This is a genomic window from Burkholderia sp. MSh2, assembly GCF_000731655.1.
In the GTDB taxonomy this organism is placed as follows: Bacteria; Pseudomonadota; Gammaproteobacteria; order Burkholderiales; family Burkholderiaceae; genus Burkholderia; species Burkholderia paludis.
In genome coordinates this window covers 114,333-137,161 of sequence record NZ_JPGM01000004.1, presented here as the reverse complement: position 1 = coordinate 137,161, position 22,829 = coordinate 114,333, and the positions used below count along the sequence as shown (strand labels likewise).

Below are 22,829 nucleotides of genomic sequence, written 5' to 3'. Positions count from 1 at the left end.
GGCCGGAGAACCGGCCGAACGGCCGGCGCTAACGCGGGGAGGCGATTTCCCCGCGTGGCCGCCGTCGCTGCGTCAGCACTCGACGATGTTCACCGCCAAGCCGCCGCGCGACGTTTCCTTGTACTTCGTCTTCATGTCGGCGCCCGTCTCGCGCATCGTCTTGATCACCGAGTCGAGCGACACGTAGTGCGAGCCGTCGCCGCGCAGCGCCATGCGGGCCGCGTTGACGGCCTTCACGGACGCCATCGCGTTGCGCTCGATGCACGGGATCTGCACCATGCCGCCGACCGGGTCGCAGGTGAGGCCGAGGTTGTGCTCCATCCCGATCTCGGCCGCGTTCTCGACCTGCCGGGGCGTACCGCCGAGCACGGCCGCGAGCGCGCCGGCCGCCATCGAGCACGCGACGCCCACTTCGCCCTGGCAGCCGACCTCGGCGCCCGAGATCGACGCGTTGAGCTTGTAGAGAATGCCGATTGCGGCGGCCGTCAGCAGGAAGTCGATCACCCCCTGCTCGTTCGCGCCGGGCGTGAAGCGGGTGTAGTAGTGCAGCACGGCGGGGATGATGCCGGCCGCGCCGTTGGTCGGCGCGGTGACGACCCGGCCGCCGGCCGCGTTTTCCTCGTTGACCGCGATCGCGTACAGGTTGATCCAGTCGATCATCGACAGCGGGTCCTGCAGCGCACGCTCCGGGCTGCCCGTCAGCGTGCGGTACAACTGCGGCGCGCGGCGCTTGACCTGGAACGGGCCGGGCAGGTTGCCGTCGGCGTCGGGGTTGCCGATCCCGCAGCCGCGCGACACGCACGACTGCATCACGGCCCAGATCCTGAGCAGCCCGTCGCGCGTCTCGGCCTCGGTGTGCCACGCGCGCTCGTTTTCCCACATCAGCTGCGCGATCGACTTGCCGGTCGATTCGGTCAGTGCGAGCAGCTCCGCACCGGTGCGGAACGGATGCGTCATCTGCTCGGCCGCGCTCAGCACCTTCGTGTTCGGCGCGCCGGCCGTCACGACGAAGCCGCCGCCGACCGACAGATAGGTGCGTTCGACCAGCACCGCGCCGTTCGCGTCGCTCGCGCGCAGCTTCATCCCGTTCGGATGCTCGGGCAGCGCCTGGCGGTAGAACGCGATGTTTTCCTTCAGCACGAACGGCACCGGATGCGTGCCGAGCAGCGCGAGCGTCTTCGATTTGCGGACGTGTTCGAGCCGAGCGTCGACCGTGCCGGGATCGACGGTGTCGGGTGCGTCGCCGAGCAGGCCGAGCATCACGCCGCGGTCGGTGCCGTGGCCCTTGCCGGTGGCGCCGAGCGATCCGTACAGTTCGACCTTCACATGGGCCGTGGCCGCGAGCAGCCCGTCGCGCTCGAGGCCCTGGACGAACATCAGCGCCGCGCGCATCGGCCCGACCGTGTGCGAGCTGGACGGACCGATGCCGATCTTGAAGAGGTCAAAGACGCTGACTGCCATTTCGATACCTGCCTTGCTATAAGAGTAGTGCTAGCGCGCCTGCAGGGGCAGGCACGCGGCGAGCCATGCGGGCGGCGTTGGGGAAAGCTGCTGCGCGACGCGTGCATAGCGCCCGTCGAGCCGCGCGGCCAGATGAAAGAGTTCGGTGGCGTTTTTCGGGTCCCACTGCCCCGTGTAGCCGGGCAGGCCGGCCTCGCGGCGCTTCGCGTCGAACGGCACCGGCGAATTCACGAATTCCTCGTGCGTCTTCTCGCCGCGCGCATACGGCACGAGCCAGTCGAGCGCGGCCGCGAGCGTCGCGCCGTTCGTGCCGCGCTCGCGCAGCCAGTTGCGGTTGAAGCGGCGCGCGGCGAGCGCGGCCGTGACCAGCGGCTGCAGGTCGTAGACCGCGTAATGCAGCGCGTCGCGTTCCTCGAAGTCCCACGTCTTGCCGTCCGGGCCGATGTTGTCGGCGAGATGCTCGACGAACAGCCGCTGCGCGGCGTTCATCATCTTGCGATCGCCGAGCGTGAACGCGGACAGCGCGATCAGCTTGATCCGGTGGCTCTGCCAGTTGTTGCGCCAGGTGCCCGTGAGCGGGCGCTTCTGCGCGTCGATCTGCGCGACATAGCCGGCGCCGAGCGTCGCGATGAATGCTGCCGTGGCGTTGCGGGTCTTGACCGGCAGCGCGCTCGCGGTCATGTCGTACGCGACGATCAGGCTTTCGAAGCGCGTCTCGTCGATCGGATTGAAGCTCGGCTGGTAGGTCGTGACCCACGCGGACAGGAAGCGGTCGACGAGCTGCAGGTAGCGCGGCGCGTTCGTCACGCGCCACGCGAGCGCCGCGTCGCGCATCAGGTCGAGATCCTTCAGCGCGGCGGCGCTCTGGTCGTAGATGCCTTCGTGCGGCAGCGTGCCCTCGGTGTGTACGCGCGCCATCGCCTTCGGCTGCTCGCCGATGTGCGCGTCGACGCTGCGAATCAGCGCCTGGACGCCCGGTTCGGCCTGCGTCGTCTCGCTCGCCTGCAGGGCCGGCGCCGCGCAGAAATTCATCGCCGCGCGCGCGCAGCCGGACGCGCCGAGGCCGGCTGCGGCAAGCGACAGCGACGCGACGAACATCGGTACGAAGCGGCGCGCGCGCGGCCGCTGCCCGGTTGCACCCTGGCCCGGAAACATCGGACGCACCATGCGGAACTCCTTCATTGGCTGGATCGCGTGTGATGTTAGCCGGATTGGCGGGTGAACGTGAGCGGCTTCGCGCGGCGAACGCAAAAACCGCACGCAACACTGCGTTGCGTGCGGTGCGGTCACCATCGGACGGCTCCGGGCCGGGCGTGCGTTATGCGTATTCCGACATCGGCACGCACGAGCAGAACAGGTTGCGGTCGCCATAGACGTTGTCCGCGCGGCCGACCGGCGGCCAGTACTTGTTCGTGCCGAGCGACGCGACCGGGTACGCGGCCTGCTCGCGCGAGTACGCGTGCGGCCACGCGTTCGCGGTGACGACGGCCGCCGTGTGCGGCGCGTGACGCAGCGGGTTGTCCTCGCGATCGGCGCGGCCTTCCTCGACCGCGCGGATTTCCTCGCGGATCGCGGTCATCGCGGCGATGAAGCGGTCGAGTTCCTCCTGCGATTCCGATTCGGTCGGCTCGACCATCAGCGTGCCCGGCACCGGGAAGCTCATCGTCGGCGCGTGGAAGCCGTAGTCCATCAGGCGCTTCGCGACGTCGTCAACGGTGATGCCGCTCGACTCCTTGATCGGGCGCAGGTCGAGAATGCACTCGTGCGCGACCAGCCCGCCGGGGCCCGAATACAGCACCGGGTAGTGCGGCGCGAGACGCTTCGCGATGTAGTTCGCGTTGAGGATCGCGGTTTCGGTCGCGGCGGTCAGGTTCTTCGCACCCATCATCGCGATGTACATCCACGAGATCGGCAGGATCGACGCCGAGCCGTACGGCGCGGCCGACACCGCGCCGATGCCGTCTTCCGCGCGCGTGTAGCCGGTCGAACGCTGGTTCGGCAGGAACTTCGCGAGGTGCGGGCCGACCGCGACCGGGCCGACGCCCGGGCCGCCGCCGCCGTGCGGGATGCAGAAGGTCTTGTGCAGGTTCAGGTGCGATACGTCGCCGCCGAACTGGCCCGGCGCGGTCAGGCCGACCATCGCGTTCATGTTCGCGCCGTCGACGTACACCTGGCCGCCGTGCGCATGGACGATTTCGCAGATCTCGCGGACGTTCTGCTCGAACACGCCGTGCGTCGACGGATACGTGATCATGATGGCCGCGAGGTCCTTCGCGTGCTGCTCGGCCTTCGCCTTCAGGTCGGCGATGTCGACGTTGCCCTGCTCGTCGCATGCGACGACCACGACCTTCATGCCGGCCATGTGCGCGGATGCCGGGTTCGTGCCGTGCGCGGATGCCGGGATCAGGCACACGTCGCGGTGGCCTTCGCCGCGCGACGCATGGTACGCGTGGATGATCAGCAGGCCCGCGTACTCGCCCTGCGAGCCCGCGTTCGGCTGCAGCGACACGGCCGCGTAGCCGGTGGCCGCGACGAGCATCTGCTCGAGCTGGTCGATCATTTCGCGATAGCCTGCGGTCTGCTCGGCCGGCGCGAACGGGTGGATGCCGCCGAATTCGGGCCACGTGACGGGCAGCATTTCCGACGTCGCGTTCAGCTTCATCGTGCACGAGCCGAGCGGGATCATCGAGCGGTCGAGCGCGAGATCCTTGTCCGACAGGCTGCGCAGGTAGCGCAGCATTTCGGTTTCGGAATGGTGGCGGTTGAACACGTGGTGCGTCAGGTATGCGCTGGTGCGTTCGAGGCCGGCCGGCAGCGCGGCGAGGCCGCCGAGGCCTGCGTCCAGCGCGTCGACGGCCGGCGCGGTGCCGCCCGCGGCCTGCGCGAACACGGCGAGCAGGTCGGCGAGGTCGTCGCGTGTGGTCGTTTCGTCGACCGACACGCCGACGCGCGTGTCGCTCACGCGGCGCAGGTTGATGCGCTTCTCGTTCGCGAACGCGTGGACCTGCGCGGTGCGCGCGCCGGTGTCGATCGTCAGCGTGTCGAAGAAGGTGTCGTTGACGGTCGTGAAACCGAGCTGCTTCACGCCGGCGGCGAACAGCGCCGCGATGCGGTTCACGCGCAGCGCGATCGTCTTCAGCCCGTGCGGGCCGTGGTAGACCGCGTACATGCTGGCCATGATCGCGAGCAGCGCCTGCGCGGTACACACGTTCGACGTGGCCTTCTCGCGGCGGATGTGCTGCTCGCGCGTCTGCAGCGCGAGGCGCAGCGCCGGCTTGCCCTGCGCGTCGACCGTCACGCCGACGAGGCGGCCCGGCATCTGGCGCTTGAATTCGTCACGCACCGCGAGGTAGGCGGCGTGCGGGCCGCCGAAGCCCATCGGCACGCCGAAGCGCTGCGTGTTGCCGATCGCGACGTCCGCGCCCCAGTCGCCGGGCGGCGTCAGCACGGTCAGTGCGAGCAGGTCGGCCGCGACGACCACGTGGCCGCCGGCCGCGTGGATCGCTTCGGTGAGCGCGCGGTAGTCGCGCACGTCGCCGTTCACGCCCGGGTACTGCAGCAGCACGCCGAACGCGTTCGCCTGCGCGGCGTCGGCGGCCGGGCCCGTCTTCACCTCGATGCCGACCGGCAGCGCGCGGGTGCGGATCACCTCGAGCGTCTGCGGCAGCACGTCGTCGGCGACGTAGAACACGTTCGATGCCGGCTTGCCGGTGCGCTGCAGCAGCGTCATCGCTTCGGCGGCGGCGGTGGCTTCGTCGAGCAGCGACGCGTTCGAGATCGCGAGGCCCGTCAGGTCGGCCACCATTTGCTGGAAGTTCAGGAGCGCCTCGAGGCGGCCCTGGGAAATCTCGGGCTGGTACGGCGTGTAGGCCGTGTACCACGCCGGGTTTTCGAGCACGTTGCGCAGGATGACGGCCGGCGTGTGCGTGTCGTGGTAACCCTGACCGATATACGAGCGGAACACCTGGTTCTTGTCCGCGAGAACCCGCAGTGCGGCGAGGGCTTCGGCCTCGCTCTTCGGCTGCGCGAACGGGCCGAGCGGCAGCGTTTCGGCGCGGCGGATCGAGGCCGGGATCACGGCGTCGATCAGGGCGGCGCGCGACGCAAAGCCGAGCGTGTCGAGCATGGCCTGCTGGCTGGCGGCGTCGGGGCCGATGTGGCGTTCGGCGAACGCGTCGTGCGTTTCGAGCGCGGCGAGCGAGAGGGGCGTGCGGTTCATCAGGCGGTCCGGGTGTTCGAGCTTCATGGCGTGACTCTGGTCCCGCGCGGAGCGGGGCGGCTGACCGGCCCCGCGCGGTTCGGGTAGGGAAATTAGTCGATCAGCTTGCTGTAGGCGGCGGCGTCAAGCAGGCTGTCGGTCGATGCGCCGGCGGCGAGCTTGATCTTGAACAGCCACGTGTCGTACGGGTCGCTGTTCACTTCCTCGGGCGTGTCGACGGCGTCCCCGTTGATGGCGGTCACCTCGCCCGACACCGGCGAAAAGATGTCCGATGCGGCTTTCACGGATTCGACGACGCCGATCGCGTCGCCTGCCTTCACCTGCTTGCCGACGGGCGGCAGTTCGAGGAATACGATGTCGCCAAGCGTGTTCTGCGCGTGATCGGTGATGCCGATCGTCAGCGTGCCGTCTGCCTCGGTGCGGATCCACTCGTGTTCGTCGGTGTATTTCAGCTCGGCCGGGACGTTGCTCATCGGTTGCTCCTGATAAAAGGGTGTGTTCGTTCTGCTGGCGCGCCGCCGGGGCGTGCCGGGTGGGGTTGCGCCGGGCGCCATCTCCCGGCTTTCCGGGAGGCGGGCCCCCGGCCGTTACGCAGCGAGGACCTTGCCGTTGCGCACGAACGGCAGTTTTACCACGCGCGCGGGAAGATTCTTGTCTCGAATTTGCACCTGGACGGTGTCGCCGATCTGGACGGCTGCCGGCACGCGCGCGAACGCGATCGACTCCTGCATCGACGGCGAGAACGTGCCGCTCGTGATCTCGCCTTCGCCGTGCGGCGTGACGACCTTCTGGTGCGCGCGCAGCACGCCGCCCGCCTTGCCGTTTTCCTTCTGCAGGATCAGGCCGACGAACGCGGCGCGGGTGCCGTTTGCCTCGAGTGCGGCGCGGCCGACGAAGTCGCGCGGCGCGCCGAGGTCGACCGTCCAGGCGAGGCCGGCGTCGAGCGGGGAGACGGTGTCGTCCATGTCCTGGCCGTACAGGTTCATGCCGGCCTCGAGGCGCAGCGTGTCGCGCGCGCCGAGCCCGCAGGGGCGCACGCCGTTCTGCTGCAGCGCGTGCCACAGCGCCTCGACATGCACGGCCGGGACGATGACCTCGAAGCCGTCTTCACCGGTATAGCCGGTGCGTGCGACGGTCAGATCGCCGAACGGCGTGCCGGCGACCTGCGCGGCGTTGAACGGCTTCAGCTCGCTCGTCGCGGCGCGCGCGGCGGGCACTGTCGTCCAGACCTTTTCGCGGGCGTTCGGGCCCTGTACGGCGACGATCGCGAAATCGCTGCGCGGGGCGATCGTGAGGCCGTAGCCGCCTTGCTCGTTCAGCTGGTTGAACCACGCGATGTCTTTCTCGGCCGTGCCGGCGTTGACGACGACGCGGAAGAATTCTTCGGTGAAGTAGTAGACGATCAGGTCGTCGATGACGCCGCCCTGCGGATTGAGCAGGCACGTGTAGAGGGCCTTGCCGGGCGTCTTGAGCTTGCCGACGTTGTTCGCGACCGCACGCTCGAAGAACGTGCGCACGCGGCTGCCGGTGAAATCGACGACGCGCATGTGCGACACGTCGAACATGCCGGCGTCGGTGCGCACGGCTTCGTGTTCTTCGATCTGCGAGCCGTAGTTGACCGGCATGTCCCAGCCGCCGAAGTCGACCATGCGGGCATTGAGCGCGCGGTGCGCGGCGTTGAGCGGAGTTTGGTTCAGTGCAGTCATCGAGGCCTCAGGCAAGGCGCTTGCGCGCGGATCAGAACGGCCATGCGCCGATCGCCGCGGCCGATGGCCTGCGAGCGATCCGGTACATGCCCCTCTGTCCTCGATACCTGAGAGATTGCGCCGCCGGCCAGGCCAGGCGAACGCGCGCCCCTTCGGTGGGCAGCTTGCCCGCGCAGCCTAGGCGCTGCGGGCTACTGCCGCTCTCCAGAGTGCGGGGAGAGTGTGGCCCGCGCGATGCGCGGACGCGATTCCCCGACGCGGTCGGTCCTTTTGCCTGAGAGTTTGCGGGTGTGCCCCTTCGGCGGCGCAACCGGTGCTGAAACAGCACGGTCGCACGCTCTCCCGACGCGTGCGGGCGACTGTACGCGAGCGGGTGGGCCTTGTCAATTTGAGCAAAAGAATGTCGTTTCGCGACAAGCGGCGGCACCCGGTGCCGCCGCTTTTTCCGCTCCGGCGGGCGCCGGTGCGTTACTCGCCGATCGCGCGCGCGGCCGTGTCGAGTTCCTGGTTCAGCACGCGCTGCTCGTCGCCGGACAGGCCGCCGCCGTGCTGCGCCGACATGTCGTTCGATTCCTGGCGGATCACGTCGAGGCGGTGGTGCAGCTGGGCGCCGTAGGGCGGCGGGTAGTAGCCGGCATTGACGCGCGCGTCGATGCGGTGGTGCAGGTTATCGATCCGGCCCTGGATCTGCTGCAGCCGCTCGTTCGCGACGACCTGCGGGTTCGGCCGCGGCTGCGCCGGATGCGGCTGCGGAGGGGGCGCGACGACGCAGGCCGCCAGCGTGGAAACCAGAGCGCAGCACGCCGCTGCGCGAATCAACCGTTGCATCCCATTCTCCTGATGATTGTGTTGTGTGTTTCGTCGACTTTTTGAGAAACGCGCCAGACGGGCCGGCGGCTGACTGTCGTTCCCGTCCCATTTGTAACGGAATGTTCCGGCCGCGCGCCCCTGGCCCGGCCGCGCGCGGCCGGATTGGGTGGCATGCGGCGTGCCGCCGTCCGGCGGCCGGTCAGACCGCGCGCCGGACGAACGGCAGCCGTCGGCCGTCGTGTTCGCTCTGCGCGGCGAGCTCGATGACCGTCATCACGTCGACGGCGTCCTGCGCGGTGACGGGGAACGGCGCGCCGTCGCGGATCGACGCGGCGAGCGCGCGGTAGAACTCCGCGTACTGGCCGTCGAGCGTCGGCACCGGGCGCTCGACCTCGATGTCGCCGTCGAGCACGCGCAACAGGCCGGGCGGGTTGCCGCCGCCGAATTCGACGTCGTCCGCGGTGAGGCCGGCCTTGAGCTGGTCTTCCTGCGTATCGAGCCCGAATTTCTGATAGCTGCCGCGAGTGCCGTGCAGCGTGAAGCGCGCCGGCTCGATCGCCGACAGTGCGCTCGCATGCAGCGCGACGTCCTTGTCCGGATAGCCGAGCAGCAGGTGCACGAAATCGGGCGCCGTGCCGTTGTCGCGGCGCGTCTTGACGGTCGCGCCGACCGTTTCCGGCAGACCGAACAGCGCGAGCGCCTGGTCGATCAGATGCGGGCCGAGATCGAGCAGCAGGCCGCCGCCGCGGGCGGGTTCCTCGCGCCAGCGCGTGCGCGGCGTCGGCCGGAAGCGGTCGAAATGCGATGCGAAATAGGTCAGCCGGCCAAGCTCGCCCGATTCGACGATGCGGCGCACGGTGAGGAAGTCGCCGTCCCAGCGGCGGTTGTGGAACGGCGCGAACAGCCGGCTGCGCGCGTTCGCGAGCCGTGCGAGCGCGAGCGCCTCGTCGGCGGTGAGCGTGACGGGCTTGTCGACCACCACGTGGCGGCCGGCTTCGAGCACCTGGCGCGCGAGCGCGAAGTGCGTGTCGTTCGGCGTGGCGATCACCACGCACTCGATGTCGTCGAGGCCGAGCAGCGTGTCGAGGTCGGCGACGACGCGCGCGCCCGGATAGGCGGCCTGCGCGCGATCGGGCTGCCCCGTCGCGATCGCGGCGACTTCAGTGCGGCCGCTCGTGGCGATCACGGGCGCGTGGAACGTCGCGCCGGCGAAACCGAAACCCATCAAACCAATCCTGAGCAATGACGACATGGCAATCCCTGGCTGCGAAGGAAACTAAAGGACGGTGCGCCGAGACGGCGCGTGGACGACCGGCTATTTTGGCATGGCGCCGGCGCTCGCACCGACGGGTTCGGGCGAAATGCGCGGTGCGATGCCGCGTTTGCGCAAGGAACGCCGGCATGTTGCGCGCGACTGCGCGGCGGGGGCGCTTGCCGAGTGGCGTCGGGTACGGCGGGCGCACGGAGGGCGCACGACAAGCGCACGACAAGCGCACGACAAGCGCACGACAAGCGCACGACAAGCGCGGCGGCGGGGCGGCGGGCGCCGCGCCGCCCCGCGTCACGCGTTCACGCGTCGCAGCACGGCCGCGGCGACCTGCCCGGCCCACGCCGAGCAGGCGGCCGCGCCGGGGTGGAAACCGTCGGCGGCCATCAGGTGGCGCTCCAGCGGCAGCGCGACGCGCAGGAACGTGCAGTGCGGCTGCGTGGCGGCCCAGCCGGCGAGCGCCGTGTTGAGCCGCTTCGCGCGCAGCCCGAGATACCACGCGAGCGGCTGCGGCAGCGCCGGGAAGCGCTCCATCGGCGGCACCGCCGACAGGATCGCGTGCCCGACCCGGAAGCGCGCGGCGAGCAGCCGGACCAGTTCGGCCTGCTGCGCCTGCCAGCGGGCCGGCGGCACGCCGCCCGTCACATCGTTGACGCCGAGCGACGTGACGGCCACGTCGAACGGCTCGGCGGGCTCGGCGGCGAGCCAGTCGGCCAGTTCCCGCGTGGTGAGCCCGGTGCGCGCCAGCAGCTTCCAGCGCACGCGGTGCGTGGCCGCGAGCGTGTGCACCAGCTGCCCGGACAGCGCGTCGCGCTGCGTCGCGACGCCGACGCCCGCGGCGGCGGAATCGCCGACCACCAGCACGCGCAGCGGCGGGCCGTCGCCGGCCACGCCGTCGCGCGGGCCGGCCGCCTCGGGCAGCCGCGGCGTGACGCGGCGCACATAGCGCCCCTGCGCGAACAGCAGCGGGCCGAGGGCGGCGGTGGCGAGCGGGTATCCCATGATGTCGATCCGGTGGCGGTTCAGGCGGGCCGGCGCGCGGCGCCGCCGGGGTGAACATATTGTGGCCGATCGGCGCGCGAACGGGGCCGGATTGGCCGAACGGACAGGGGGCGGCCGGCCGATCGGCCCGCGCGGCCCCGCCCGGCGGCGCTTCGGAAAAGCGCGCCGCCGACGTGTTAACATGCGCGTCCTGCCCGCGTGTCCGCCTGCTTCGCCAGCCCGTCGCGCACGGCATCCTCCCGGCGTCCCGCCGTCAACCGCAACACCATCCGCCATCATGTCCGCAGGCCTCAATCCCGCCCAGAACGAAGCGGTGCGCTACCTCGACGGTCCCTGTCTCGTGCTCGCCGGCGCGGGCAGCGGCAAGACCCGCGTGATCACGCAGAAGATCGCGCACCTGATCGAAGCGAAAGGCTTCGAGCCGCGCCACATCGCCGCCGTCACGTTCACGAACAAGGCGGCCGCAGAAATGCGCGAGCGCGTGTCGAAGCTGCTCGAGGGCAAGACGCTCACCACGCCCGGCAAGGAAGGCCGCAAGGTGCCCGTCAACCAGCTCACCGTCTGCACGTTCCACTCGCTCGGCGTGCAGATCCTGCGCCAGGAGGCCGAGCATGTCGGCCTGAAGCCGCAGTTCTCGATCATGGATTCGGACGACTGCTTCGGGATGATCCAGGAGCAGATCGGCACGACCGACAAGGGCCTGATCCGCAAGATCCAGAGCATCATCTCGCTGTGGAAGAACGGCCTGATCATGCCCGAGGAGGCGATGGCGATCGCGGCCAACGAGGACGAGCACCAGGCCGCGCTGGTTTATCGCAACTACGTGGCGACGCTGCACGCGTATCAGGCGGTCGACTTCGACGACCTGATCCGCCTGCCCGCCGAGCTGTTCGCGAAGAACGAGCAGGTGCGCGACCGCTGGCAGAACAAGCTGCGCTACCTGCTGATCGACGAGTACCAGGACACCAACGCGTGCCAGTACGAGCTGCTGAAGCTGCTCGCGGGCCCGCGCGCCGCGTTCACGGCCGTCGGCGACGACGACCAGGCGATCTACGGCTGGCGCGGTGCGACGCTCGAGAACCTCGCGCAGCTCGGCAAGGATTTCCCGAAGCTGCACGTGATCAAGCTCGAGCAGAACTACCGGTCGACGGTGCGCATTCTCACCGCCGCGAACAACGTGATCGCGAACAACCCGAAGCTGTTCGAGAAGAAGCTGTGGTCCGAGCACGGGATGGGCGATTCGATCACCGTCACGCCGTGCAACGACGAGGAGCACGAGGCCGAATCGGTCGTGTTCCGGCTGTCCGCGCACAAGTTCGAGCGGCGTGCGCAGTTCCGCGACTACGCGATCCTGTACCGCGGCAACTTCCAGGCGCGGATCTTCGAGCAGGTGCTGCGGCGCGAACGGATCCCGTACGTGCTGTCGGGCGGCCAGTCGTTCTTCGACAAGGCCGAGATCAAGGACCTCTGCGCGTACCTGCGGCTGATCGCGAACGCCGACGACGATCCCGCGTTCATCCGCGCGATCACGACGCCGCGCCGCGGGATCGGCAACACGACGCTCGAAGCGCTCGGCTCGTTCGCGGGCCAGGCGAAGGTGTCGCTGTTCGAGGCCGTGTACATGGGCGGCATCGAGGCGCGGCTGTCGGCGCGGCAGGTCGAGCCGCTGCGGATGTTCTGCGACTTCATCCAGCGGCTGACCGAGCGCGCGGACAAGGATCCCGCCACCGTCGTGCTCGACGACATGATGGAGGCGATCCACTACGAGGCGTACCTGTACGACGCGTTCGACGAGCGGCAGGCGCAGTCGAAGTGGCAGAACGTGCTCGAATTCCTCGAATGGCTGAAGCGCAAGGGCACCAAGCCCGAGACGGAGGCCGTCGACGGCGAGGCGGAAGGCTTCCACAACGCGGACGGGCTCGCCGATACGGGCAAGAACCTGCTCGGCCTGATTCAGACCGTCGCGCTGATGTCGATGCTCGAGGGCAAGGACGAGGATCCGGACGCCGTGCGGCTGTCGACCGTCCATGCGTCGAAGGGGCTCGAGTATCCGCACGTGTTCCTGGTCGGGGTCGAGGAGGGCATCATGCCGCACCGCGGCGGCAGCGAGGACGATGGCCCGGTCGACAGCGAGCGGATCGAGGAGGAGCGCCGGCTGATGTACGTCGCGATCACGCGTGCGCAGCGCAGCCTGCATCTGAACTGGTGCAAGAAGCGCAAGCGGGCGCGCGAGACGGTCGTGTGCGAGCCGTCGCGCTTCATCCCCGAGATGGGGCTCGACGACGCGCCGCCGCCCACGCCGGAAGAAGCGCCGATGTCGCCGAAGGACCGGCTCGCGAGCCTGAAGGCGTTGCTGCAGAAGTGATGCGGTGGCGCCGGCGGTTCGACGGACCGCCGGTTCGCTGGCCCGTTGCCGGTTAGTCCGGCACCAAAACGAAACCCCCGCGATGCGTGTGCCTCGCGGGGGTTTTTACTGGCCGGCGCCGGCGTTACTTCGATGCGTTGACCATGTAGTCGACCGCCGCCTTCACGTCGGCATCCGACGCGTTCGACCCGCCCTTCGGCGGCATCGAACCCTTGCCGTGCAGCGCGTAGTTGTAGACCGTGTCCATCGAGTCCTTCAGGCGCGGCGCCCAGTCTTCCTTGCTGCCGAACTTCGGCGCGCCGAGTACGCCGGCTGCGTGGCAGGCCTGGCAGACCGACGAGTACAGCGCCTTGCCGGCCGATGCGGCGTCGGCGCTGGTCGGCGCGGCCGCGGGCGTTGCGCCGGCCTTCGGGATCGCGGCGATCGCGGCCTGCGCCGCGGCGATTTGCGCGCTGGCGGCGTCGGCGGTGTCCGAGGCGCCGGTCGCGCCTGCCGCGCTCGTAGCGGTCGCGCCGCTGGCGGGCTGCGCCGCGTTGGCGGTCGGTGCGGCCGGTTCGGGGAAATTCGCGCCGTCGTTGTTCGCCATGTAGACGATCGCGCGGGCGATTTCATAGTCGCTGACGTCGTCGGGGTTCGTGCCGCCGCGCGGCGGCATCGCGCCCTTGCCGGCGAGGGCCGTTTTCAGCAGCGTGTCGAAGCCTTGCGAGATGCGCGGCGCCCAGTCGTCCTTGTTGCCGAACTTCGGTGCGCCGGCGGCGCCCGTGCCGTGGCAGGTCACGCAGACGGCCTTGTAGACTTCCTCGCCGGTCTTGTACGTGCGGGGCGCGTTGGCGTCCTTCACGTCGACCTGCGCGAGCGGGGCGATGCGGGCGGCGACCTGTTCGTCGGAGAGGGCATCGGTGCCGGCGCCCAGACGGAACGCATGGTTCGCATAGTTGGCGAACAGCACGATCAGGATGATCGGAATCGCGAACGACGCGATGATGACGGCGATCAGTTGCCCGGGAGTTTTGACGGGAGATTCGTGGGGTGCTTCGCTCATGCTTGCCTCGTCTCCGTGAATAGGAATTGTGAGCGCGGTGCAACGGCAAATGGCAGTCTAATGAAGCACGGACGATTATAGACGGAACGTTTACATCACGGCGAGCGGCGCGATGGCGCGTGTTTACCCGCACCCAGCATGGCCCGGCGGGGTTTCAGCGGGCGAGGTGGACGCGTCATTGGAAACCGGGTATCCTTGCCGTCTTGCCAATCGTGGGCGGTCCGTATATTGGGGTCGCTTCACTGTCACAGGCGCCCGTAGCTCAATGGATAGAGTACTGCCCTCCGAAGGCAGGGGTTGCTGGTTCGATCCCAGCCGGGCGCGCCAAGTCTAGTCAGGTTCTCCGCCGTTTTCCCCGTTCGTCGCGTCATCCCGTTGCAGCCGGATTGCAGCTGTCGCCGTCATCGTCGTTTCGGCCGTCAGCGGCGCGACCCATTGCGCCAGGTGATCGGCCGACAGGTGCGCGTACCGCTGCACCATCTCCATCGTTTCCCATCCGCCCAGCTCCTTGAGCACCTGTAGCGGCGTGCCGCGCTGCACGTGCCAGCTCGCCCACGTGTGGCGCAGGTCGTGCCAGCGGAAGTTGTGCAGGCCGGCGCGCCGCAGCGCCTTCGCCCAGGCCGCCGTGGCCGTCTGATGGACCGGCCTGCCGCGGTAGACGAACACGCTGTCCGCGCATGCCGGCGCGCGCGGGCTCGCGCGCTGGCGCCGCAGCACCGCGATCGCGGTGTCCGACAGCGGCACCGTGATCGCCTTGCGCGCCTTCGCCTGGTCCGGATGGATCCACGCGACGCGCCGCTCGAGGTCGACCTGCGACCATTGCAGCCCCGTCACGTTGGCGCGGCGCAGGCCGGTTTCGAGGCTGAAGCGCGCCATGTCGGCGAGATGGGCGGGCAGCTCGGCGAGCAGCCGCTCCGCCTCGGCCGGCGTCAGCCAGCGGATCCGTTTCGACACGACCTTCGCGTGCTTCGTGACCGGCGCGCGCGCGAGCCATTCCCATTCGACCGCCGCGTTCAACACGGCTTTCAGCACGCCGATCACGCGGCGCACCGTGCCGTCGCTGACGGCGCGGCCGGTCTCGACGACGCCGTGCCGCGTGCGCACCGTGCGCGGCTCGCGGCGCTTGGCGAGCGCGATTGCGTCGATCCGGTTCCGGTCGATGTCGGTGAGTTCGACGTCGGACAGGTGCCGGTCGAGCCAGCGCAGATGGATCTTCGAGGTCTCCAGGCTCGCGAGGCCCGCGCGTTCGCCGACATAGCGGACGACCGCGTCGTTCCACGAATGACGCGGCTTCGTGCCGAGCCGTGCCTGGTTCCACAGGTCGACCTTCAGCCGGTCGTGGAATTCCTGGGCCCGCGCTTTGTCGCGGGTGCCAGTGCTTCCCTGTATCGGCGTTCCGCCGCCAGGGGGGTGCAGCTTGTATTGCCAGTTCGGGCTGGTTGCCCGTTTGTAGAGCGACATGGGCGGGTTTCCTGTTGTTGATGCTGATCGTTTTGCGTGGCGCGCGGGAGCCATTCCCCAGCCAGGTAGCGCTGCAGCGCGACGACTGAAAAGATCCAGCGCTTGCCGACCTTGCGGCCGGGCAGCGCGCCGGCCTTGGCCTTCAGGCGCACCGTTTCGGGATGCGCGCCGAGCAGCGCCGCCGCGCCGGACAGGTCGACGGTCGCCGGGTTCGCGTCACCGGCATGCGGTGCGGCGGGCGGTGCGGCGGGCGGGCACGCAGCGCAACTCGTGGAAGGATGGATCGCGGGTGAAGGGCGCATAACACGTTGATGTTCAAGAGTTTTGTTTGTCATCGGCCGCCATCATTCATGCATGGCGGCCGCGAGGAACCCGTGGCGCGAAACCGCGTCGTTGCCCGCGACCGATGGCAATGCGCGACGGACTCGTGGCGTGCGATTGCGGCCGGGCGCTGTGGCTTCCCGGTACGTTTTCTTCTTCTCTTTCAATGAATTGAAGAGAGAAGGAGAGGAAGGCGCGACGGCCCTTGGCCAAACCGGACACGTGGCAAAAACGGCGCAACACGTGGCGAATCCCGATCGACGCATGGCGGCAGTTCCGTCAGGAATCAAGGACTTGCGAGCCGGCAACCACGACAACCACGACTCGTGTGCACTGCGTGCCCGCTCCCCGTGGCACGAGCCGCGCGCCAGCCGGCTTTCCGGTGCGCGGCTCATGCGCGGGCTCCGTGCAGCGCGTCGGTCGCCAGGTCCTCGCGCACCGACACGTGCAGGCCGAATGCGGCCAGGCGTTCGAGCGACACCGGCGTTAGGTACGGCACGCGTCGCATGTAGATGCGGCGCTCGACTTCCTTCTCGCCGACCACGACGCCGGCATGCTTGAGCTGCGCCTTGAACACGCGGTCGGACTTCACCGGCAGCGCGTTCCACTTGTCCCGCAGCGCGCTCGTGTGCGCGAGGTGATCCATCACGTGCCCGGTGCGCAGCAGCAGGCAGAATTCACCGTCGACGGTGTCGAACGTGTACGGATGCTTGTAGTTGCCGCCGTCGATTTCCGACAGTACCGTTTCCATGATCCAGACCCACGGCTCGCGGTCGGCGCTCGTTTCGGCGACGTGGCCGTTCATCTCGGCGACCAGGTCGCGCGCGAAATCGCCTTCGCTCGGGTCCATCCCCGCGAACTCGCACAGGTAGCGCCACGCGAGCCCGATGGCCGCGTAGTTGCCGGCCATGCGCCGCGCGCCGTCGTCCTCGCCGCTCGCGCGGCAGCCGGCGAGCGCCTTGTCGCGCAGCGTCGCGTACTGGTCGAGCGCCGTGCGCCGGTCGAGCCCGGTCAGGAATTCGAGCCATTGCCGGACCGGGAAACGCGGCAGGTCGTCGGGCAGCAGCGGTCCGCGCTTGCCGGTCAGCGTCGTGCGCACGAGCTTGCCGAGCAGGCTGCGCACCGGCACGTCCTCGCCGGCGAGCATCACGGGCGCGCACAGCAGGTATTCGGTCATGTCGGTGCCTCGGCGCGTCACCGTGTACTGGTAGTTCTCCTGCAGCAGCCCGACCGCCTTGTCGATCACGTCCTGCCGGCGCGCCGACAGTTCCTCCCAGCCGACCGGGTGGCTCGTGTGGCTGATGCTGGTCAGCAGCCGGAACTCGGTCTGCAGCGACTGCCCCGAGAACATCGTGAATGCGAGCGAGCGCTCGAGCCGCTTGATGAGCGTCGATTTCCCCGCGCCCTTGTTCGCCTGGATCGTGAGGTGCGGCCAGAAGCCGAGCAGCGCCTTCAGGTGGCCGCCGAGTGCCCACACGAGCGGGATCGTCGCGGCATTCTGCCGGAACGTCGTCTGGTAAGCCGCGATCACGCGGCGCGCGTCGCTCACCGGGCCGCCCGGGAACGTCAGGTTGTGATACGGGCACTGCTTGTCCGCTTCGGTGAAGTAGCAGTCGGGGCCTTCGTTGACGATCAGCCGGCCGTCGCGCCACGCGAGGCCGACGAAGTTCGCGGCGCGGCGCGCGCCGAGATCGGCGCCGCGCTCGAGGATGTTCACCATCCGCTTGAACGGCGCCGGCGCCCAGATCGGGCCGAACTTGCCCCACTGGTCGACGTTGTGCAGCTGGTCGTCGAGCATCACGCGGCGGATCAGCTGCGCGCCGTGGCGCGGCGCCTGCACCGACACCGCGAAGTAGACGGTGGGCGCCTGGTCGGCGTCGCCCGTCATCGTCGACGTCGCGCTCGCGACGGCCACACGGCTGATGCCGGCGATGCGAAAGCCGCACAGGTCCGTCATCACCGGCGTGTCGACGCCCGACTCCTCGTTGCGGTCCATCTTCGTGATGTAGCTCGTGAAGTCCGGCCGCACACGAAAGCGCCAGTACTGCGCGAAATCGTGCGGCGGCAGGAAGATGCGCGGCCGGCCGCGGCGCGACGCATCGCCGGGCAGGCCGGCGACGAGCCACGGTTCGAGCTGGTCGAGCGCGCGTGCGAGGTCGGCCGGGCCGCGCAGCTGCAGGTAGTCGTTCACATCGTTGATCGGCGCGCGCGCGGTGCCGGCGTCCGCGAGATCCGCGAGCCAGTCCGACTGGTCGACCAGCACCGCGCTGATGTCGAGCGCGGTCAGCCGCTCGTGGAGCGCCCACGCGGCTTCCGGGCCAGGCCGCTGCCCGGCGCGCGGGTGGCCGTCCGCGAACGGCTCGTCGTTGTCCAGGCAGATCGTGACCTGCTTGCCGCGCAGGAACGCGAAGTCGACGTGCGCGACGTTCGCGAGGCCGCGCAGCGCGAGCGCGGCCGTGCCGGGCAGCGCGCAGGTGTCGATCGACAGCGCGTTGATCGCGCTTTCGACGATGACCACGCGCTTCGCCCGGTCGAGCCGGCGCGCGTCGGCGGTCCAGCCGTAGCCGGCCTTGTCGCCCTGGGTCTGCGTCTTGACACCGCCGTTGAGCGCCGGATCGACGTAGCGCATGTCGACCGCGACGACGCGCGCATCGCCCGAGGCGCGGACGATGAACGCGGCGGCCGGGCCGGCGTGGCCGACTTCGCCGGCGGCGACCTTCGAGCTGGTCCACGTGTTGAAGCCTAGCGAGCGCGCGGCGATCGCGGCGTCGATGGCGCCGGCGGAAATGCCACGGCCGCCCAGGTATTCGCGGACCTGGTCACGCTCGGCGAAGCAACGATCGGCGATGTATTCGACGGTCGTTTTCTCGCGACGCTCGGCCGGCGCCTGATGGTCGAGCGGGAGGCAGTACGCGTCGTGCAGATAGCGGACGGCGTCGGCGACGGTGCCGCCGCGCGCATGGATCACGAGGTCGATGCACGAGCCGCCGGCGTCGGCGCTGTGGTCGCGCCAGCCGGTGCCGTACTTCGGGTGGTTTGCGTAGATCGACAGCGACGGGTTCCGGTCCGCGTGCTGCGGCGAGTGGTAGAGCGCGCGTTCGCCGCCGCGCCCGCGTTTCAGGCCGAGACGGCCGGCGAGATCGTGCAGGTCGATGTGTCGTTTCAGTTCGTCGATCGAAGCCATCTTCGTCATTGCTGCCGTTCGGGTTGCGTGGGCGTGGGCTGCGCCGGGTTGCCGGCCGTCGCCGGCGAAGCGGCGAGCGCGCGCAGCGCGGCGGCGGAGTGCGGAAAGCCGAGCGCGAGGCGATCGGCGAGCGCCGACACGAAGCGGGCGAGAGCGTGCTGCCGCGCGAGGCTGTCCGGCGGGTTGTCGAAGCACAGCGTGCCGGCGGCCGCCGCGATGGCGGCGCGCAGCGCGGCGTCGTGCGGCGCGGGTTCGACGGGGTAGCGGTTCATGGGCGTGCCTCCGGGCCGAAGGCGCCGGCGCGGCTTGCGCGGCCTGCGCGGCCTGCGCGGCCTGCGCGGATCGTGTTCATGAGGTGTCCTTTCAATGGCAAAAGCGATCCCTCGCGCCGCATGGGCACGATGCGAGGGAAACGCGGAACGAAGGGTCTAGGGCGTCAGACGGGCAGCTCGAGCTGCGCGGCGAGGCGTTCGCGCACGTGCGGCGAGAGCGGCAACTGCAACGACAGGTTCGGGATCGCGGACGGCGACAGCGTGCGCGCGAATTCCATGTTGACGACGTACGTGTGGCCGCACTCGGGGTTCGAGCACTGGAAGGTGATTTCGCGGAACGTCAGCGACATTTCGCGGCTGCTGCGTGCGGTGGCGCGCGTGCGGCAATGCGGGCAGCGGTTCAGGATTCGCATGGGCTTACTCCGGGCGGGAGACTGCGCGTGGCCGGCGCCGATCGTGGGCCGGGCGCGTGCCTGGGCTGCGCGACTGGCCGATCGGCGGATTGGTGCGGGCGCACGCGCGATTCACAATCGATGCGGCGGACACCGGAACCGGGAAGCGTTCGAAAGCGCGGAACATGGCGATTCCCGGGTTCAATGGCGGGCGGAGCGGGCGCGTGGCGCCGCGATCGCGCGCAAGTGGCTGGCGCCGAGCCGGATCAATTCGCGCGCCATGCTGGAGATCGAGCGGTTGCGCTGCGCGGCGAGTTGTTCGAGTTCGCCGCGCTCGGCGGGCGTCAGCCCCACGTAGACGGGCTTGTCCGACATCGTGCCGCGCGGCGAACGGCGTGGGCCTTTGGGTGTGGTCATGGTCGGTATACTTTGCTTTGCGGAAATAGTCTTGCGTTACGGTGAGGCTAGTGTAATGAGCAAAAAATGACGCGTCAATTGTTAATGGGTAATTTATGGCACAAATTGGGAGTCGCTTGCGGGACGAGCGCTTGCGGATCGGGCTCAGTCAGGACGAGTTCGCGACCGTGGGCGGTGTCGCGAGACGCTCACAGTCGGCGTACGAGTCGGACGAGCGCGCTCCCGACGCGACCTATCTGCTGGCCGTTCGCGCAATCGGCGTCGATATCGGTTACGTGCTGACCGGCGAACGGCGCGCAGCCGGCGAGGCGGCGCCGGAGGCGGGCACCCGCGACGCAGACGAGGCCGACGTGCTCGCGATGTACCGGCAGCTCAACGACGCCGGCAAGGCGTCGCTGCACGCATTCCTCGTCAGCTGCATCAGCACCGGCGCGATGGTGCAGGCCGCGACGCCGCGGCGCGCGAAGCGCGTGCCCGAAAAGCGCCGCGCGGCGCTCGATCAGCGCACCGCGGAAAACGTCGAGCGCGCGATGGCCGAGGTCGAGCGGCTGAAGGCCGAACGCGCGGCGAAACAACCGAAGAAGTAAGCGGCCGGCGCGGCCGCGCCCCGCAACCTCACCCGGCGCGCGTGCTCGCGGCGCGCAATACGCTGCCGCTTTTCGTACGATTCCAGCCCGGTTCGAGATCCGTCGCGCGTGCGGCGGCGAGGGCGCCCGTCATCCTTTTCGTTTCCCGATACCGCCACGATGCCGTGAGGACGTCGCGCATGGGCATCGGATAAAATCGGACGAAAGACTGTATATCCATACAGTATTGGTTTAGCATTCTGAAAGCCGGCGAGCTGGCGGTGGGGCGTTCCGAGGCGGCCCGTCGCGTCAGGCGGCCCCCGGTGATGACTGTGTTTGCGGAGACCGGAAAAATGGACACCAACAGGAAGCACGACAACGGGACGATCGGTGCGATGGATCGCGCCGATCATCGCGCGGACACGCGTGGATTGACGATGGGCCCGCCCCGATATCGTTCGGACCTGACCGACGGCGAGCGGGCTGATGCGCATGCGGCGATCGACAACGCGATGCTGTCGGTCGGGCAGGTGCTCGAAGCCGCGCTGCAGGCGATGGCCAATCTGCGCGATGCGCGTGCCACGTTGCAGCAATGCGGTGACGCGCGGGATCCGCGCATCTCGCTCGGCGGGCGTCAGCAATCGAGCTGAACCGTCGTCACCACCGATTCCTGCCGGCCGGCATCCGCGCCGGCCGCCATGTCGAAGTATCGAATCCAGGCCGCGCATGCGTGCGTTGCCTCACCTCATCCCCGCCGAACCCCTGAATCTGCCACCGCGATCGACGACACGCGATCGCGTGTCCGGCACGGCCGCTTCCCCACCGATCAGTGCTTGCCGCCGCCGCGCTTTTTCTGCGGCGCATCGCGTACCTCGAGTTCGAGCGCGGTCGTGAACCCGCCGTCGCCGATCGTATGCGTCGCCTTCTTCACGAGCCAAGGCGTGTCGTCGATCTCCGGCTTGAAGCCCGTCACCGTGACGGGCATCTCGGGAAACAGTTCAGGTCGGCCGAGCGCGAGCGTGTAGCTCAGCGTCGACTGGCCGCGCTGCGTGCGCGCATGGTCGGCCTGCGCGGCCGCGCGTGCCTCGTCCTCGGTCGCGTAATCGTCGGGCAGCACCTTGACGTTCTTGCCCCTGGCGTCGCCGACGACCACCGACAGCCGCCGCGCGCTGCCGTTCGAGTGGTAGTGCGCGCGCACCGACGTGTAGCTGTCGCGCTGCGCGATGTGATAGCGATGCTGGTCGCCGCTCGCGCGCGTGATGGCCAGCACGTCGAGCGTCTTGCCGCTGGCCGTCTTGCCGCTGCCGATCGGCGTGAACAGCAGGTGCTTGTCCTTCACCGTCATCACCGCGTCGTAGCGCTTCGCGAGACGCGTGAGGAACGACATGTCCGACTCCTGCGTCTGGTCGACGTGGTCGATCCGCGTCGCGGCGAGCGTGGCGTCGACGGCGGCCGTGAGCCCGTAGCGCGTCGCGATGGTGCGCACGATCGCGCCGATCGTCTGCCGGTGCCAGCTTTTCTCGCGGCGCTCGTGCATGCCGTTCGTCATCGACGCCGAGCGCGCGCGGATCGTGATGACGTCCGGTGTGCCGGCGTGCTCGACTTCGTCGACGGTGAACGCGCCCTTGTCGACGAGCGGTTCGCCAACCCATCCGATCGACAGCTTGATGCTCGCGCCGCGCTTCGGGATCGCGAACGTGCCCTGCGCATCGTCGAGCACGAGGTCGAGCATGTCGGCTTCGTCGGCGCGCGACTCCGACAGCGACAGGCTGACCAGGTTCGGCGCGATCAGGCGCGACAGGTCGCGGCCGTCGAGCGTGATGCGGTAGTCGGCCTGCGGCTGCACGCGTCCCGCGCGGGCCGGCGCGTCGCCCGGCTTGCGTTCCACGGTGCTCATTGCTCGTCGGCTCCGGTTTCGTCGTCCTGCTGCACTTCGGCGAGCACGCCGTCGTCGACGCGCTTGAGCGTCAGCGTGAACGCGATCTTGCGCGCTATGCCTTCCTTCGTGTGGTACGAGGCCGTCTCGTTGAGGCTGTCGATCACGTATGCGCCGTACACGTTGCCGTTGCCGTCGACGAGCACGTACGCGTCGCCGTTGTCGCCCATCCGGGCGAGCGCCTCGATCGACGCGATCTCGCCGATGCCGTTGTCGGGCGCGACGATGCCGGTGAGCGTGATCGTGTCGTCACCGGCGCCGGTGAACTGGCTCGCGTCGCGCACGCCGATGCGCGAGCTGGTGCGATGCTTCCAGTTGCGCTGGCGCTGGAGCTCCTGGTACGGCGTGGTCGCCAGGCTGAAAACGAACTGGTCGAGCGACATCATCATGGGCGGGTTTCCTCCGGCG

At 69.2% G+C, this 22,829-nt stretch carries 20 protein-coding genes, 1 tRNA gene and 2 riboswitches; of the genes, 4 read left to right on the top strand and 17 right to left on the bottom strand.

All coding sequences use genetic code 11. From position 1 onward, the window contains the following. Positions 1-72: 72 nt before the first annotated feature. The 8 genes from GQ57_RS03135 to GQ57_RS03100 all read right to left on the bottom strand — a co-directional run bounded on the left by GQ57_RS03135 (position 73) and on the right by GQ57_RS03100 (position 10,465). Positions 73-1,461, bottom strand: a complete 1,389-nt coding sequence (locus GQ57_RS03135) for an L-serine ammonia-lyase (protein ID WP_031397051.1) — start codon at positions 1,459-1,461, stop codon at positions 73-75. A gap of 30 nt (positions 1,462-1,491) precedes the next feature. Beyond that, a complete protein-coding gene (locus tag GQ57_RS03130) occupies positions 1,492-2,628 on the bottom strand; it encodes an alginate lyase family protein (RefSeq protein ID WP_031397050.1) in 1,137 nt (378 codons plus the stop codon). 151 nt (positions 2,629-2,779) lie between these two features. Then, positions 2,780-5,707 (bottom strand): aminomethyl-transferring glycine dehydrogenase, encoded by a 2,928-nt coding sequence (gene gcvP / locus GQ57_RS03125; protein ID WP_031397049.1) that lies wholly within the window; start codon positions 5,705-5,707, stop codon positions 2,780-2,782. Positions 5,708-5,772: 65 nt separating this feature from the next. After that, positions 5,773-6,153, bottom strand: a complete 381-nt coding sequence (gcvH, locus tag GQ57_RS03120; RefSeq protein WP_031397048.1) for a glycine cleavage system protein GcvH — start codon at positions 6,151-6,153, stop codon at positions 5,773-5,775. 114 nt (positions 6,154-6,267) lie between these two features. Then, a complete protein-coding gene (gene gcvT / locus GQ57_RS03115) occupies positions 6,268-7,386 on the bottom strand; it encodes a glycine cleavage system aminomethyltransferase GcvT (RefSeq protein ID WP_034197055.1) in 1,119 nt (372 codons plus the stop codon). Positions 7,387-7,470: 84 nt separating this feature from the next. Next, positions 7,471-7,604: riboswitch (glycine riboswitch) on the bottom strand. Between the two features lie 34 nt (positions 7,605-7,638). Continuing rightward, positions 7,639-7,741: riboswitch (glycine riboswitch) on the bottom strand. Between the two features lie 113 nt (positions 7,742-7,854). Further along, the gene (locus tag GQ57_RS03110) at positions 7,855-8,214 is read right to left on the bottom strand and encodes a hypothetical protein (protein WP_031397046.1); all 360 of its coding nucleotides are present in this window, start codon (positions 8,212-8,214) and stop codon (positions 7,855-7,857) included. A 181-nt stretch (positions 8,215-8,395) separates the two neighbouring features. Continuing rightward, complete coding sequence (locus GQ57_RS03105; protein ID WP_034197054.1) at positions 8,396-9,448, bottom strand: oxidoreductase; 1,053 nt, start codon at positions 9,446-9,448, stop codon at positions 8,396-8,398. A 309-nt stretch (positions 9,449-9,757) separates the two neighbouring features. Further along, positions 9,758-10,465 (bottom strand): SGNH/GDSL hydrolase family protein, encoded by a 708-nt coding sequence (locus GQ57_RS03100; protein ID WP_034197053.1) that lies wholly within the window; start codon positions 10,463-10,465, stop codon positions 9,758-9,760. A 277-nt stretch (positions 10,466-10,742) separates the two neighbouring features. Here GQ57_RS03100 and GQ57_RS03095 point away from each other — a divergent pair, with 277 nt between their 5' ends. Further along, positions 10,743-12,830: a UvrD-helicase domain-containing protein gene (locus GQ57_RS03095; protein WP_031397043.1), complete on the top strand. Its 2,088-nt coding sequence runs from the start codon at positions 10,743-10,745 to the stop codon at positions 12,828-12,830. 124 nt (positions 12,831-12,954) lie between these two features. On the opposite strand, the gene GQ57_RS03090 is transcribed toward GQ57_RS03095, so the two are convergent. Then, complete coding sequence (locus GQ57_RS03090) at positions 12,955-13,872, bottom strand: c-type cytochrome (protein WP_034197052.1); 918 nt, start codon at positions 13,870-13,872, stop codon at positions 12,955-12,957. A 251-nt stretch (positions 13,873-14,123) separates the two neighbouring features. On the opposite strand from GQ57_RS03090, the gene GQ57_RS03085 reads away from it, so the two are divergent. Then, a tRNA-Arg gene (locus GQ57_RS03085) sits at positions 14,124-14,199 on the top strand. A gap of 3 nt (positions 14,200-14,202) precedes the next feature. On the opposite strand, the gene GQ57_RS03080 is transcribed toward GQ57_RS03085, so the two are convergent. The 6 genes from GQ57_RS03080 to GQ57_RS03060 all read right to left on the bottom strand — a co-directional run bounded on the left by GQ57_RS03080 (position 14,203) and on the right by GQ57_RS03060 (position 19,919). After that, complete coding sequence (locus tag GQ57_RS03080; RefSeq protein WP_244980408.1) at positions 14,203-15,288, bottom strand: tyrosine-type recombinase/integrase; 1,086 nt, start codon at positions 15,286-15,288, stop codon at positions 14,203-14,205. Continuing rightward, positions 15,201-15,635: a helix-turn-helix domain-containing protein gene (locus GQ57_RS41280; protein ID WP_152603181.1), complete on the bottom strand. Its 435-nt coding sequence runs from the start codon at positions 15,633-15,635 to the stop codon at positions 15,201-15,203. The genes GQ57_RS03080 and GQ57_RS41280 overlap by 88 nt, the downstream gene beginning before the upstream one ends. Positions 15,636-16,045: 410 nt before the next feature. Then, positions 16,046-18,838 (bottom strand): toprim domain-containing protein, encoded by a 2,793-nt coding sequence (locus GQ57_RS03075; protein WP_034197094.1) that lies wholly within the window; start codon positions 18,836-18,838, stop codon positions 16,046-16,048. Between the two features lie 5 nt (positions 18,839-18,843). Beyond that, positions 18,844-19,110 (bottom strand): hypothetical protein, encoded by a 267-nt coding sequence (locus GQ57_RS03070; protein ID WP_034197051.1) that lies wholly within the window; start codon positions 19,108-19,110, stop codon positions 18,844-18,846. 164 nt (positions 19,111-19,274) lie between these two features. Next, positions 19,275-19,523 carry an ogr/Delta-like zinc finger family protein gene (locus GQ57_RS03065; protein WP_006485448.1) on the bottom strand — a complete coding sequence of 83 codons (249 nt, stop codon included), beginning with the start codon at positions 19,521-19,523 and terminating at the stop codon, positions 19,275-19,277. 180 nt (positions 19,524-19,703) lie between these two features. After that, positions 19,704-19,919 carry a hypothetical protein gene (locus GQ57_RS03060; RefSeq protein WP_034197050.1) on the bottom strand — a complete coding sequence of 72 codons (216 nt, stop codon included), beginning with the start codon at positions 19,917-19,919 and terminating at the stop codon, positions 19,704-19,706. A 95-nt stretch (positions 19,920-20,014) separates the two neighbouring features. Between GQ57_RS03060 and GQ57_RS03055 the strand changes: the two genes are divergently transcribed. Continuing rightward, positions 20,015-20,506, top strand: coding sequence for a helix-turn-helix domain-containing protein (locus GQ57_RS03055; RefSeq protein WP_063934550.1), 492 nt, complete (start codon positions 20,015-20,017; stop codon positions 20,504-20,506). Positions 20,507-20,838: 332 nt separating this feature from the next. Continuing rightward, positions 20,839-21,135 carry a hypothetical protein gene (locus GQ57_RS03050; RefSeq protein WP_034197049.1) on the top strand — a complete coding sequence of 99 codons (297 nt, stop codon included), beginning with the start codon at positions 20,839-20,841 and terminating at the stop codon, positions 21,133-21,135. 176 nt (positions 21,136-21,311) lie between these two features. Here the strand turns inward: GQ57_RS03050 and GQ57_RS03045 are convergent, their stop codons facing one another. Both GQ57_RS03045 and GQ57_RS03040 read right to left on the bottom strand, forming a co-directional pair. Continuing rightward, the gene (locus GQ57_RS03045; protein ID WP_034197048.1) at positions 21,312-22,382 is read right to left on the bottom strand and encodes a phage late control D family protein; all 1,071 of its coding nucleotides are present in this window, start codon (positions 22,380-22,382) and stop codon (positions 21,312-21,314) included. Beyond that, a complete protein-coding gene (locus GQ57_RS03040) occupies positions 22,379-22,810 on the bottom strand; it encodes a phage tail protein (RefSeq protein WP_034197047.1) in 432 nt (143 codons plus the stop codon). Before GQ57_RS03040 ends, GQ57_RS03045 begins: the two co-directional genes overlap by 4 nt. Between the last annotated feature and the right edge of the window lie 19 nt (positions 22,811-22,829).